The organism is Bradyrhizobium canariense (assembly GCF_900105125.1).
Classification (GTDB): Bacteria; Pseudomonadota; Alphaproteobacteria; order Rhizobiales; family Xanthobacteraceae; genus Bradyrhizobium; species Bradyrhizobium canariense_A.
The window spans coordinates 7,597,948-7,611,306 of record NZ_LT629750.1 but is presented as its reverse complement, the minus strand read 5'-3'; the positions used below and the strand labels follow the sequence as shown (position 1 = coordinate 7,611,306).

The 13,359-nt window shown below is 61.8% G+C and carries 10 protein-coding genes; 3 read left to right on the top strand and 7 right to left on the bottom strand.

Features of this window, described 5'->3' with window-relative positions; genetic code table 11:
- The first annotated feature begins 9 nt into the window (after window positions 1–9).
- Complete coding sequence (locus tag BLV09_RS35845) at window positions 10–1,563, top strand: serine hydrolase domain-containing protein (RefSeq protein WP_146690778.1); 1,554 nt, start codon at window positions 10–12, stop codon at window positions 1,561–1,563.
- A 66-nt stretch (window positions 1,564–1,629) separates the two neighbouring features.
- Here BLV09_RS35845 and BLV09_RS35840 read toward each other — a convergent pair whose 3' ends face one another.
- Entirely contained in the window at window positions 1,630–2,505 is an 876-nt protein-coding gene (locus BLV09_RS35840) for an MBL fold metallo-hydrolase (protein ID WP_146690777.1), read from the bottom strand.
- Between the two features lie 230 nt (window positions 2,506–2,735).
- Here BLV09_RS35840 and BLV09_RS35835 point away from each other — a divergent pair, with 230 nt between their 5' ends.
- Both BLV09_RS35835 and BLV09_RS35830 read left to right on the top strand, forming a co-directional pair.
- On the top strand, window positions 2,736–3,995 hold the full coding sequence (locus BLV09_RS35835; protein ID WP_146690776.1) for an efflux RND transporter periplasmic adaptor subunit: 1,260 nt from the start codon (window positions 2,736–2,738) through the stop codon (window positions 3,993–3,995).
- Window positions 3,992–7,156 carry an efflux RND transporter permease subunit gene (locus BLV09_RS35830; protein WP_146690775.1) on the top strand — a complete coding sequence of 1,055 codons (3,165 nt, stop codon included), beginning with the start codon at window positions 3,992–3,994 and terminating at the stop codon, window positions 7,154–7,156. Before BLV09_RS35835 ends, BLV09_RS35830 begins: the two co-directional genes overlap by 4 nt.
- Before the next feature lie 99 nt (window positions 7,157–7,255).
- On the opposite strand, the gene BLV09_RS35825 is transcribed toward BLV09_RS35830, so the two are convergent.
- From BLV09_RS35825 to BLV09_RS35800, 6 genes are all read right to left on the bottom strand, one after another.
- Window positions 7,256–8,440: a CaiB/BaiF CoA transferase family protein gene (locus BLV09_RS35825; protein ID WP_146690774.1), complete on the bottom strand. Its 1,185-nt coding sequence runs from the start codon at window positions 8,438–8,440 to the stop codon at window positions 7,256–7,258.
- A gap of 32 nt (window positions 8,441–8,472) precedes the next feature.
- Window positions 8,473–9,753: an MFS transporter gene (locus BLV09_RS35820; protein ID WP_146690773.1), complete on the bottom strand. Its 1,281-nt coding sequence runs from the start codon at window positions 9,751–9,753 to the stop codon at window positions 8,473–8,475.
- An 83-nt stretch (window positions 9,754–9,836) separates the two neighbouring features.
- Window positions 9,837–10,832, bottom strand: a complete 996-nt coding sequence (locus tag BLV09_RS35815; RefSeq protein ID WP_244548916.1) for a Bug family tripartite tricarboxylate transporter substrate binding protein — start codon at window positions 10,830–10,832, stop codon at window positions 9,837–9,839.
- Between the two features lie 9 nt (window positions 10,833–10,841).
- Window positions 10,842–11,897, bottom strand: coding sequence for a 2Fe-2S iron-sulfur cluster-binding protein (locus tag BLV09_RS35810; RefSeq protein WP_146690772.1), 1,056 nt, complete (start codon window positions 11,895–11,897; stop codon window positions 10,842–10,844).
- The gene (locus BLV09_RS35805) at window positions 11,894–12,889 is read right to left on the bottom strand and encodes a PdxA family dehydrogenase (RefSeq protein WP_244548915.1); all 996 of its coding nucleotides are present in this window, start codon (window positions 12,887–12,889) and stop codon (window positions 11,894–11,896) included. The genes BLV09_RS35810 and BLV09_RS35805 overlap by 4 nt, the downstream gene beginning before the upstream one ends.
- Complete coding sequence (locus BLV09_RS35800) at window positions 12,886–13,356, bottom strand: aromatic-ring-hydroxylating dioxygenase subunit beta (protein WP_146690771.1); 471 nt, start codon at window positions 13,354–13,356, stop codon at window positions 12,886–12,888. The genes BLV09_RS35805 and BLV09_RS35800 overlap by 4 nt, the downstream gene beginning before the upstream one ends.
- Window positions 13,357–13,359: the final 3 nt, after the last annotated feature.

Below are 13,359 nucleotides of genomic sequence, written 5' to 3'. Positions count from 1 at the left end.
ACCGCCAGCATGCGTATCATAAATACGGCGATCGCTATCCTGTTCACGGCGTTTTCTGTTGCAGCGGGATGTAATGCTTCCGCGGGCACGCCCGAAGGCCAGGCTCCGGAGGCCGTGTGGCCGACGAAATCCTGGCCGGTATCCACGGCTGAGGAGCAAGGCATGGATTCAGCCAGCCTTGCCCGGCTCATCGAGACCGTCGGCACCTACAGGCAAGACAGCCTGATGATCATCCGGCACGGAAAGATCGTGGCGGAAGCCTATTACGCCCCTTACGTCGCCGGCATCAGCCACGATCTGAGATCGGCGACGAAAAGCGTCGTCAGCACCTTGACCGCCATCGAGGTGCAAAATGGCTTGCTAGACAGCGTCGATCATCCGGTCGTGGATTTGTTTGCCGACAAGAACATTTTGAATATCGACGACAACAAGAAGGCGATGACCGTCCAGAGCCTGCTGGATATGACCTCCGGCATCGAATGGACGGAAAAAGCGTACACGCCGGACGAATCGATCATGCGGATGTATCTGACTTCCGACCGCACCGGATTCGTGCTGGACCAGCCGATGTCTGGCGCGCCAGGTGCCAAGTTCAATTACAACGGCGGCAATCCCTACGTGTTGTCGGCCCTGATCACCAAAAAGACCGGACAGAGCGCGTTTGATTTCGCCAAGAAAGAACTGTTCGGGCCGCTCGGCATTACTAGCGCCAAATGGGGCCGCGTCGATGCGCAGGGAGTTACCGACGGCGAAGCCGGACTGTACCTGGCGCCGCACGACATGGCGCGAATTGGCTACCTCTACCTTCGCAACGGGATGTGGGATGGCAAGCAGATCATCCCATCGTCATGGGTGGAGCGGGCTAGGGCCGGAAATGTCCCGGCAACTTTTGGATTCCATTACTCAAACCTGTGGTGGTCGCTTCCCGAAAAGGGCGCCTACATGGCGCTGGGCCGGCACTCGCAGTTCATTCTTGTGCTCCCGAAACTGGATATCGTTGCCATCATGACCGGCGTTCTGCGGGATGATGAGCACTATCCCGCCCCCAGGCTGGTCGATGACATCGCCGCATCGGTGAAATCCGATACGCCGCTGCCGTCAGACCCCATCGCGCAATCCCTGCTCTCGGCTGCGATCCAAAAAGCCGCCACGGAAAAACCGTCCGCGGTTGGCGTTACTCCCGATCTGGCGAAGGAAATTTCAGGCAAGACGTTTAAACTCAGCGACAATGTGCTGCGCGTCAAAAGTTTTACGTTGAATTTCTTTGATTCGGATTCCTCATGGGAAATCATGGCTGATAGCGGCAAAGACCAAACCACGCAGCGGTTTTCCGGGTTGATGGGACTTGACGGCACTTCCCGGAAGAGCCCACCGGCATTCTACGGGATCAACGCCGCCAAAGGACGCTGGCTCAACGAACACACCTTTGAAATCGAGCGCCGCGTGTTGGGACACGGCGAAACCCAGCTTTGGGCGCTCACCTTCGAGGGCGACAAGGTCAACGTCAGTTATGAGAATACTGACGGTTTTAAAGCGCAATTGCATGGCGAGATCGGCGACTGAAGACAGCCGCTCCGCCCGGCAACGCACCTGTCGTTGCGCCGCCGGGCTTTTGTTTACGCCATCCTCTCAATCGCGTTTGAAGCGATAGTTGAACCGGTCGCCGTCCGCCGTAACGTGGCCCGCCGTCGGTGTCGGGAAATGGATCGGCAGGATCAGCGTATCGGTCTCCGCCACAGAAGAAAAAAACTTTCGGCGCGACACCGCCGATTGCTTCGGATCCCAATCGGGCTTTGCCGACCAGTCCGGCTCGCGGCACTGGATCACGTGGTGCATCATGTCGCCGGTCACGACCGCGCGCTGCCCGCGCGAGAAAATATTGACGCAGCAATGACAGGGTGAATGCCCGGGCGTCGGCGTCAGCGTGATGGTGTCGTCCAGCGCATAGTCGTCATCGACCAACAGCGCCTGACCTGCTTCCATGATCGGCAGGCAGTTGTCGCGGAACACGGTGCCGGGCGGATTGGCGCCGCGCTTGCTCTCGGCTTCCCACACCGCATATTCCCCCTTGTGAAATACGTATTTCGCGTTGGGAAATGTCGGCACCCAGCGCCCGTCGCGCAGGATCGTGTTCCAGCCGGTATGGTCGATGTGGAGATGCGTGCAGAACACGTAGTCCACCTGTTCGTAGCTGATGCCGAGCGCAAACAGCTCGTTGCGCCAGCGCTCCTTGCCGGGAAAATCGAACGGCGGCGGATGGCCCTTGTCCTCGCCGGTGCAGGTGTCCACCAGGATCGTGTAGCGCGGCGTGCGGACCACGAAGGTCTGGTAGGTGATGACGATCTTCCCCAGCGCCGTGTCGAACACCTCCGGCTCCATCGAGGGCAGATGACGCTTGAATGTGGCTTCGTCATAGGCCGGGAAGAAATCCTGCGGCCGTCGCCATGGCCCCTCCCGTTCGATCACCGCGTCGATCGTGATGTCACCTACCCTGAGCTGTTTCATTTTTTTGTTACCCCATTAATTGCCCGCAGAGCGTAACGATCGTCCCGCCATCGTTCAAGCCGAAGGGCGGCAGCGGAGAATCAAAACGGATTATGTCGCGACCTCCGGCATGTTGTGACAAGGTCATACCGACAGCCGCGGTATCAGAACAAAATCGTAAAATTTACGGTTTCGCGGCCCGGATCGAACTGTGCTAGCCTCCAATCTGGAATGGTGACAAAGGCGCGAAAATGCACCTTGCAAGAATGACGATCAGGCTGACGGCGAGTGCTGTCGTATTCGGAGCCCTTACGCTCGGAGCGATGGCGACAGCCGAGGCCCAGCCAGCCCCTGCCGCACCTCCGGCGGTCGGCGTCATGGAAACGGTCAAACGGCCGATAACCGAATCCAACGAATTTCTGGGGCGGATCGAGGCCCCCAATCGCGTCAGCGTGGTCGCCCGCGTCACAGCCTTTCTGGAAAAGCGGAACTTCGTCGAAGGCGCGGAAGTCAAGACCGGCGATCCGCTTTATGAGCTGGAGCGCGGCCCGTTCGAGGCCGATCTTGAGTCCAAGAAGGCACAGGTCGCGCAGCTACAGGCCACGCTCGTAAACGCCAAGCTGACGACCGATCGGGCGCGAACCCTGCTCGGCGGTCCGGCCGGCCAGCAATCCACCTACGACGCCGCGCTCGCCAGCCAGCAGAGCCTCGAGGCGCAGGTACAGGCCGCACAGGCGCAGGTGCAGCTTTCGCAGATCAATCTCGATTACACCGAGATCCGCTCGCCGATCGACGGCATGATCGGCCGTACCTCGGTAACCGAGGGCAACGTCGTCACCCCAAGTTCAGGGGTGCTCACCACCATCGTCAGCCAGGATCCGATGTACGTCACGTTCCCGGTCTCCGTGCGCGAAGGACTGATGCTACGCGACCGCTACGCGACACGGGGCGGCTTCAATGCTGTCGTTATCAGGCTCCGGCTGTCGGACGGTCGCCTCTATGATCAGACCGGCCAGTTGAATTTCGTCAACAATACGATCGCGCAAAATACCGACACCATCACGCTGCGCGGCGTCATACCCAACCCGATTCTGCATGAATTGGCCACGGCCGGGGGACGTTCAACGGTGCGCGAACTCACCGACAACGAGTTCGTCACCGTTTTGCTGGAGGGTGTGCAGCCGGTCGAGGTGCTGGCGATCCCGCGTTCGGCCGTGCTGTCTGATCAGCAGGGCGAGTATGTCTTTGTGGTCGGCGCCGACAACAAGGCCGAGCAGCGCCGGATCAAGCTCGGGCAATCGACGTCCACTGTCGCCGCTGTCACCAGCGGGCTCTCGCTCGGCGACAAGGTGATCGTCGAGGGCCTGCAACGGGTGCGTCCCGGCCAGCCGGTCGCACCGGGACCGGCAAGCGCCCTCATTCAGTCCAGCATGAAGACCACCCTGGAAGAGGGCAGCGCACAAAAGGACAGCGGCGCAATCGGGCCCAAGCCGGCGGGCAGCCCCCCATGATTTCTTCCGTCTTTGTCGATCGTCCCCGGCTCGCGATTGTCATCGCTTTCGTCATCACGATCGCTGGCGCGCTTGCGCTGTTGCAAATCCCGGTGGCGCAATTTCCCGATATCGTGCCGCCGCAGGTCACGGTCACGGCCGTGTTTCCGGGCGCCTCTGCCGAAGTGGTGGAATCCAGCGTCGCCCAACCGCTCGAAGCGCAGGTCGTCGGCGTCGACAAGATGCTCTACATGAAGTCCACCAGCGGCAACGACGGCAGCTATACGCTGACCGTCTCATTCGCGCTTGGCACCAACCCAGACATCAACACCGTCAACGTCAACAATCGCGTCCAGACCGCGCTCTCGCAATTGCCGACCGAGGTCCAGGCCCAGGGCCTGACGGTGCAGAAGAAATCCTCGGCCGTGCTGCAGTTCATCGTGCTGTACAGCAAGAATGGCGAACAGGATCCGCTCTTCATCACCAACTACGCCATCATCAACGTGCTCGATGCGATCTCACGCACGCCCGGGGTCGGCCAGGCCAGCCTGTTCGCGAAGCTCAACTACTCGATGCGGATCTGGTTCGACACGCAGCGGCTCACCAGCCTCAATCTCGCCCCCTCCGACGTAATCGCGGCGATCCGCGCGCAAAGCGTGCAGGCGCCGGTCGGCCGCATCGGCGCCCGCCCGATCGCCGATGACCAGCAATTCCAGTTCAACGTGCAGACGCAGGGCCGTCTGACGACACCGACCCAGTTCGGCAACATCGTCTTGCGCGCGAACCCGGACGGTTCAATCCTGCGGATCAAGGATGTCGCCCGCGTCGAGATCGGCGCGCAGAATATGGACAGCGAGTCGCGGATCGACGGCCAGGCCGGCGTGCCCATGGGCATCTATCTCGCGCCCGGTGCCAATGCGGTCACGACGGCAAAAGCCGTGCAGGCTACGCTCTCAAGGCTCTCGGAACGGTTCCCTCCGGGCCTGAGCTATCTCGTCCAATACGACTCCACGACTTTCGTCAGCGACACCATCACGGAAGTGCTGAAGACGCTCGGCGAGGCTTTTGTCCTGGTCGTGATCGTGGTGTTCCTGTTCCTCGGCAATATACGTGCCACCGTGATTCCGGCGGTTGCGGTCCCGGTCAGCCTGATCGGCACCTTTGCGGTTTTGCTGGTGCTTGGCTATTCGGCCAACACGGTGTCGCTGCTGGCGATGGTGCTCGCCATCGGCATCGTGGTCGACGACGCCATCGTGGTGGTCGAGAACGTCGAACGCGTGATGGAGGAAGAGCCAGACGCGACGCCTGCCGAGGCTACCAAGAAGGCGATGGCGCAGATCACCGCGCCCATCATCGCGATTTCGCTGGTGCTGCTGTCGGTGTTTGTGCCGATCGCGTTCATTCCGGGAATCTCCGGAACACTGTTCCGCCAGTTCGCCGTGACGATCAGCTCGGCAATGGTGATCTCGGCGCTGAACGCGCTGACCCTGTCGCCGGCGCTCTGCGCGGTGTTTCTGCGTCATACCGGACCGCGGCACGGCATCATGGGGCGCGTGCTCGGCGGCATCGACTGGGTTCGCGACCGCTATGCCAGCGGCGTACGCCGGCTGCTGCGAGTGGGGGTGCTGTCGCTCGTCCTGGTGCTCGTGTTCGCCGGCGGCATCTTCGGCGTGGCGCGCCTGACGCCGACCGGATTCCTGCCCGAAGAGGATCAGGGCGCTTTCTTCATTGCCGTGCAATTGCCTGACGGCGCATCGGTCGGACGCACCAGCGAGGTGACCAAGCAGGTTGAAGCGCTGTTGAAGCAGATGCCCGCGATCGATCACGTGCTCTCGATCATCGGCTTTTCGCTGCTCGACGGCGGCAACGAACCGAATTCCGCGTTTATGGTCGCGCGCATGAAGCCCTTCGCCAACCGCAAGGCGGCGGAGGATTCAGTGCAGGCGACGATCCGGCGCACGTTCGCGGCGGGGTCACGGATCCAGCAAGCCAGCATCCTGCCATTCAACCTGCCGCCGATCATCGGGCTTTCGACCAGCGGCGGCTTTGAATATCAGCTCGACGCGCTGGAGGGACAGGACCCGGCCGCGCTCGGCAGCGTGATGAGCGGTCTGATCGCCGCGGCCAACCGTGACCCGCGGCTGACGCGCGTGTTCTCTACCTTCACCGCGACCAATCCGTCGATCTATCTCGACATCGACCGCGCCAGGGCGCAGGCGCTCGGCCTCAACATGAGCGATGTGTTCACCGCGTTGCAGGCGACGTTGGGGGGCATCTACGTCAACAACTTCAATTTGTTTGGCCGCACCTGGCAGGTCAACGTACAGGGCGAGGCCGCCAATCGCGGCGACATTCCCGACATCTGGCAGATCTACGTGCGAAACAGCACCGGCGAAATGGTGCCAATCCGCTCCATCGCCAGCTTGCGGATCGTAACCGGCCCGCAAGTCATCACCCGCTACAACAACTACCGCTCGGTCACCATCAACGGCGGACCGGCGCCCGGCATCTCGTCGGGAACGGCGATCGCCGCAATGGAGGAAATTTCCAAGAAGACGCTGCCGGCGGGGTACTCTTTCGAGTGGACGGGCACAGCCTTTCAGGAACAGGCTGCGGCCGGCCAGACCGGCATCATTCTCGCGCTTGCCATCCTGTTTGCCTACCTGTTCCTGGTGGCGCTGTATGAAAGCTGGACGATCCCCATTCCGGTGTTGTTGTCGGTCACCGTCGGCGTGCTCGGCTCCTACAGCGCGATCAAGATTGCCGGCCTGAACCTCGACCTCTACGGGCAGATCGGCCTTGTCGTGCTGATCGCCCTCGCCGCCAAGAACGGCATCCTGATTGTCGAATTTGCCAAGGAGCAGCGCGAGGCCGGGTTGTCGATCAGGGAAGCCGCGGCGCTGGGTTCGCAGATGCGCTTTCGCGCCGTGATGATGACCTCGATCGCCTTCATTCTCGGCCTGCTGCCGCTGGTGTTCGCGACCGGCGCCGCCGAAATCAGCCGCAGGGCCGTCGGCACCGCCGTGTTCGGCGGCATGCTCGCGGCGAGCTCGATCGGCATTTTCCTGGTGCCGATGCTCTATGTGACCTTCCAGGGCATGCGCGAGCGGGTGAAGAAACGCTTCGGCGGATCTAGCAACGGCTCGCATCCTTCCGCGAGTCCGCCGACAGCGAAGACCTGAAGCTGCAAGCGAGCGGCCTATCGGCCTCGTGCGAAGGGCTGCCTTCGACGCCGGTCAGGGCGATGCGGCTTCATGTGGCTGCGGCGACGACTTCACATTTTACAGCACGCCGCTGTGCATGAGACGGTCGATCCTCGCGGGATCGAAGCCGAGTTCGCTGAGCACCTCTTGCGTATGCTCACCCAGACGCGGCGGCGGACGGCGCACCGAACCCTCCGCGAAACATTCAAGTTTTAAGGGCGAGGCGAGCTGCCGCAGCGCGCCGATGGTCGGGTGATCGATGGTCTCGACCATGCCGGTGCTGGCGACGTGCGGATCCGCGAACACTTCTGCGAGATTGTAGATCGGACCGGCAGGCATTCCGAGTTCGCGAAATTCCTTGATCCACTCATCGCGCGGACGCTGCTTCAGCCGTTCATCGATGATGCGCTCGAGCTCGACGCGGTTATCCCGCCGCAGCGAGCTGTTGGTAAAGCGCTCGTCGCTCAGCAGCCACTCCATTCCGATATGCTTGCAGAGCTTGACCCACATCGCCTGCGTCGACGCCGAGAAATTGAACGGCCCGTCGCTGCCGTGAAACACGCCGTAGGGCGAACTGACGGGATGATGATTGCCAGCGACTTCAGGCACCTCGCCGACGCTGAGGTAACGCTGTCCCTGTACCGACAGCAGGCCGATCAGCCCGCCGAGCAGCGAGGTATCGACACGCTGGCCCCTGCCCGTGCTGTTGCGCGCAATGATCGCTGACTGCACGCCGATCGCCGTCCACATGCCCGCCACGAGATCACCGATGGGAACGCCGACCCGGGTCGGGCCGGTCTCGATCTGGCCGGTAATGCTCATGAAGCCGGACATGCCCTGCGCGATCTGATCGACACCCGGCAAATGGCCATAAGGACCGGTGCGGCCAAAGCCGCTGACGCTGGCATAGATCAGCCGCGGGTTACGCGCGGACAACGTCTCGTAGGACAGCCCCATCTTCTCCATGGTGCCGGGCTTGAAGTTCTCGACGACGACGTCGGCCTTGTCAGCCATCTCGCGAACCAAATCCAAACCGCCTTCCTTGCGGAAATCGATGCCGATGCTGCGCTTATTGCGGTTGACGGCGAGGAACGAGACGCTTTCGCCGCCGTGAAACGGCGCCGCTTCCCGGTACAGATCGCCCTTCGGCAGCGCTTCCACTTTGAGAATATCGGCGCCGAGATCGCCCAGGATCGTCGTCGAAAATGGACCGGCGAGAAGCCGGCTCAGATCCAGTACGCGAATGCCTTGCAGCGGAAGCATTTTTCTTTCCTTTGAACCGAAGTCTTGTTGACTTAGACGGGCAAGGCTTTGCCCGCCGTTTCCCGGGTCATCGCAATGAACAGAATACCGGGGATGTAGATCGCTGATATCAGCGTGATCGCGATCGGGTAACTCCCTATATGCGCCGCGAGCGCGCCGATCATCAATGGCCCCGCGGCGGCCAGAATGCGGCCCAGGCTGAACGTGAAACCGAGGCCGGAGCCGCGCGACTGGCCCGCGAACAGTTCGGGCAGCCAGATCGTGAAGAGCGCAAATACGCCATTGGTGAAGAAACCGAGCAGCGGCACCGTCACCAGAAACAGCGTGATGTTGTCGAGCGTTTCAAGCAGTCCATAATAGGCGACGACATTGCAGATCAGGGAGGCTAGGAAAAACACGATGCCGACGGTCTTTCGGGAACCAAACCAGTTTGCGATCCACGGCATCAGGAAACATCCCGCCAGCGTGCCGAGATTGGTCGCAAGACTGGCAAAGGACGCCATTTGCTGTGCCTTGGCGAGGGTATGACCGGTTGCCAGGAATTTGGTAGCGACAACGGTCGGGATCCAGAAGCTGGACGACCACACGCCCAACAAGCCGCACGCGACCATCAGCGCGGCCGACCATGTGACGATCGCCTGAGGTCCGGTAAACAGCGGACGAATGCTCGAGGTCTGCGTCAACGGCCGCGCCCGGCGCGGCTCGGGGATTTTCATCCGCAGATAAATCGTCAGAAGCGCCGGCAGAATGCCGAGCAGGAACATTCCCCGCCAGCCGACCGAAGGCACGATCAACAGCGCGGCGGCAGACGCCAGAATAATTCCTGAAGGCGTCGCGGTGTGAAGCCAGCCTGCGAGCTTGACGCGAAGCGATTCCGGAACGGACTCGTGCAGCAGCGGCGTGCCGGCGGCCCATTCGCCGCCGACGCCGAATCCAACCAGGAATCTGAGGACGAGAAACGAGGTAACTCCGAACACCACGCCGCACAGCGCGGTGAAGATCGAATAGCAAAGGATGGTGATGCACATGGTACGGACGCGGCCGATGCGATCCGCAAGCCAGCCCCAGAACATCGAACAAGCCCATCCGAGCATGAAGACGGAAAAGCCGAGCCCGCCATAAATAGCGATGTTGGCCTTGCTGGCCTCGATGCCGCTCAGCGGAAGCAGTTCGTTCAGGGCGGAGACCAGCAACAGACCGTAAGCCGCGCCGTCGAATCCGTCGAGCATCCAGCCGGCCCAGGTCGCCCAGAATATTCGGCTCGGCGAAACCGTTTGCGATGTGACGCTGATTGACGACGCTGTCGCGTCCATCAGAGGCCTCCCTTTTTTATTCATCCGGCCCCGCGAACGGTGACCGAATGTCGGCTTTTGGGATCGCCTCTGATCTTTGAAGGCTACTCCACCGAGATATTTGCGCTTTTGACGACGCTACGCCATTTGTCGCGCTCGGCGGCGAGGAATTTTATCGTCTCAGCTATGCTCCCGCCGACCGGCTCGACCGCAATCTTTGCGAATTGCTCCTTCACCTCAGGTAGCGCCAGCACTTCGTTAATCTGCTGATTGAGATATTGGACGATCGCAGGCGAGGTTTGAGGCGGCGCGACAACCGCAAACCAGGTCGAGGACTCGAAGGAAGCGACCCCGGCCTCTTCCAGCGTCGGCACATCCGGCAGCGACGGATCGCGCTTCTTGCCACCGGTGGCGAGGATCCGGAGCTTGTCGCTCTGCTGCAGCGAGAGCGAGGAGCCGAGATTATCGAAGAACAGGTCGACATTGCTGGCCATGATGTCCTGCAGCGCCGGCGCCGTTCCGCGATAGGGAATATGGACCATCTGCGTGCCCGTCAGCTTCTGGAAAAGAATACCGGTCAGGTGCGACGTCGATCCATTTCCCTGCGAAGCAAAGCTCACCTTCCCCGGATTGGCTTTCGCATAGGCGATCAGTTCCTGCGCGGTCTTGGCGGGAAAGCCCGGCCTCACGTCGAGCACGTTCGGCACCGCGCCCAGGACCGTGACAGGCTCGAGGTCGGGTGGCTTGAAGCCGAGCGAGTCGGGTTTATAGAGCGAGTCGTTGATCGCCAGCGGGCCCGGCGGGCTCGCGAGCAGCGTGTATCCGTCCGCCGGCGAGGTCGCCACGTAAGCCGCGCCGATGTTGCCGCCGGCGCCTGATTTATTCTCCACCACCACGGGCTGGCCCCAGCGCTTGCTGAGGTATTGCCCGACGATCCTTGGCAGCGTGTCGGCGGTCCCTCCGGCCGGGAATGGCACGATGATGCGAATGGTGTGATCGGGATAACCCTGCGGCGCATCCGCCGCGCTCGCGCGATCCATCCAGCATTGGGCGAAGACAATGCCGAGCCCGAGAACGGCCAGCCTGCGATATACGGTCATTGGATTTTCCTACCCTGCATTCATCTTCTTGATTGTCTCGTTCATAGCGCCCGCTTCTGACTGAACCAGGACCGGATTCCCCGACGACACAAATGGATCGGCAAAGAACTGTCCGTCCGGCAGACCGGCACATTTTTCAAAATCACGCTGGGCGTTGCGTATCATCAACGGATTACCGCAGGCGTAAACCTGCCAGCCAGACAGATCCGGGATATCGCGCAGCACGGCTTCATGAACAAGGCCCGTAGCGCCGTGCCAGCCGGCCTCGGGTTCGCTGAGCACCGGCGTGAATTGCAGCCAGGCCACGCGCACCTGCCATTTTTCCGCAAGGCTGGAGAGATACAGATCCTGCTGGCGGCGGCCGCCCCAGTAAAGGCAGACGCGGCGCGTGTTTCCGCGCGCGATCAGATCCTCGATGATGGATTTGATCGGCGCGAATCCGGTGCCGGTCGCGAGACAAACCATCGGCTTTTCGGACCCGGTGCGCAGATAGAACTCGCCATAGGGAATCTCGACCTGGAGTTTGTCGCCCTTTTGCAGCCGCGCCAGCACGCCTTCGGAAAACTGGCCGCCGGGGATGCGCCTGATATGCAGTTGTACGCCGTCGCTCTCCCGCGGCGCATTGGCCATCGAGAAGTTTCGGGTGTCGCCGTCCGGCATCGCGACGCGCAGATATTGCCCCGCCTTGAACCGCGCCCTGATGCCGGCGGGAAAGCGCAGCATCAGTGTAAAGACGTCCTCGGCCGGCCGGCTGACGCGATAGACACTGGCGGTGATCTTCTTCCGCGCGGTGGGATCGTGGCGGTCGATTCGTTTGGGATGAATCAGAATATCGCTCTGCGGCGTCGCCCGGCACAACAGCACGCCGCTTGCCGGGCCATGCATTTGCATTGCACCTGAAACAACATTGCCGCGACAAAGCTCGGCCTCGCAGGTGGAACAGATGCCCTTCCGGCAGGAATACGGCAGCGAATAGCCGGCCCGCTCGGCGGCATCGAGCACGGTCTCGCCCGCCTCGCAAGCAAACGCGATATCGCTTTGGTCGACCGCGATCTGAAAGGTCATGAGGCCGCCGCATCCGATAGATCGGTTGCTCCGGACAGAAGTTTTATCGACCGCAAAACCGCATCGGGCTCAGCGACGCCCTTCCCCGCAATATCAAAGGCGCTGCCGTGACCTACGCTGGCGAACAACACACCGGCGCCAATCGACATCGCCGCCGAGTTGCGGCCGGCGATCAGCTTCACCGGAATATGCCCCTGGTCGTGGTACATCGCCACAAAGGCATCAAAGTCACGCCGGCCCAGCATCAGATCCGCGCCCAACGGGCCCTCGACGTTGAGACCCGCGGCGCGCAAGCTTTTGGCGGCGGGAACGGTGATGTGGTCATCGTCGTCGCCAAACAGACCATTCTCGCCAGCATGTGGATTGATGCCGAACAGGCCGATGCGCGGTTGCTCCACGTTGAGCTGGCGCAAGGCAGTGGCGGCGGTTCGCGCCGCCCGCTCCACCAGTTCCGGCGTAATGCGCGCGAGTGCAGTGTGCAGCCGCTCATGCAGGGTGACGTGAACGATGCGCAGTCCGCCGCCGACCAGCATGAGAAACACATGATCTTCCGGAATTCCGCTCAAACGCGCCAGCAGACCGGGATAGCCGGAAAAGGGGATACCGGCCGCGTTGACGTTGGTTTCCGAATGCGGGCACGCCACGATCGCGGACGCCTGGCCTTGCTTCACCAGCCCGATCGCGGCAGCCACATAGTCGACAGTGGCGCGTCCGCCTGCGGCCACCGGCGCGCCGGGGTTGAAGGCCTCGCGCGGCAATGCATCGACGCCCGAAAAATACAAGGCACCCGTGCGGGGCGCCGAAGTGCTCAATGGCGTCAGCGCGAGATCGCCGGCGTGCCGCTCCGCATAGGATCGTATGACGAATTCATCGCCAACGAGAATGATGGACGGCCCACCGTCACGCGCCATCTGCGCGGCGGCCTTGACGGCAATCTCGGGGCCGATGCCGTTGGGATCGCCGATGGTCAGCGCGATGGTGGAGGCGCTCACAGCGGCAGCGCCATCAGCGTGTCGATGCGCGAGCTGTCGCACACCACCGTTCGCTCGTTCAGACGCACCTTGCCGTCCTCGATCCTGTAGAGATCGAGATAGCGGCCGGTGGCAAAGATGTCGGTATCGCCGTCCTGCACGATACGCGCAACCAGGAAGGATGTTTCGCTTCGCACCTCGCCGTTGCCTTCATGCAGGATCGAGGGCTGGCCGAGAATGTGCCGGTACGACTGCCGCTCATAGATATTGGCCTCGCGCAGCGCCGAGACGCGGTCGATCAGCATGCCCTTGGAGTTGGCAAAGATGATCGCGCCTTCCAGGCCCTCGCGGTGATTGGCCGCGGTCGTGATCCTGTAGACGCACGATCCGTGGAAATGATCGGGCCACTCTTCCAGCCGGTCGTCATCGATGCATCTGGCATATTCGGCCTGAGCGCGAGCAATCATCTGATACACGCTGTCGGTCATCGC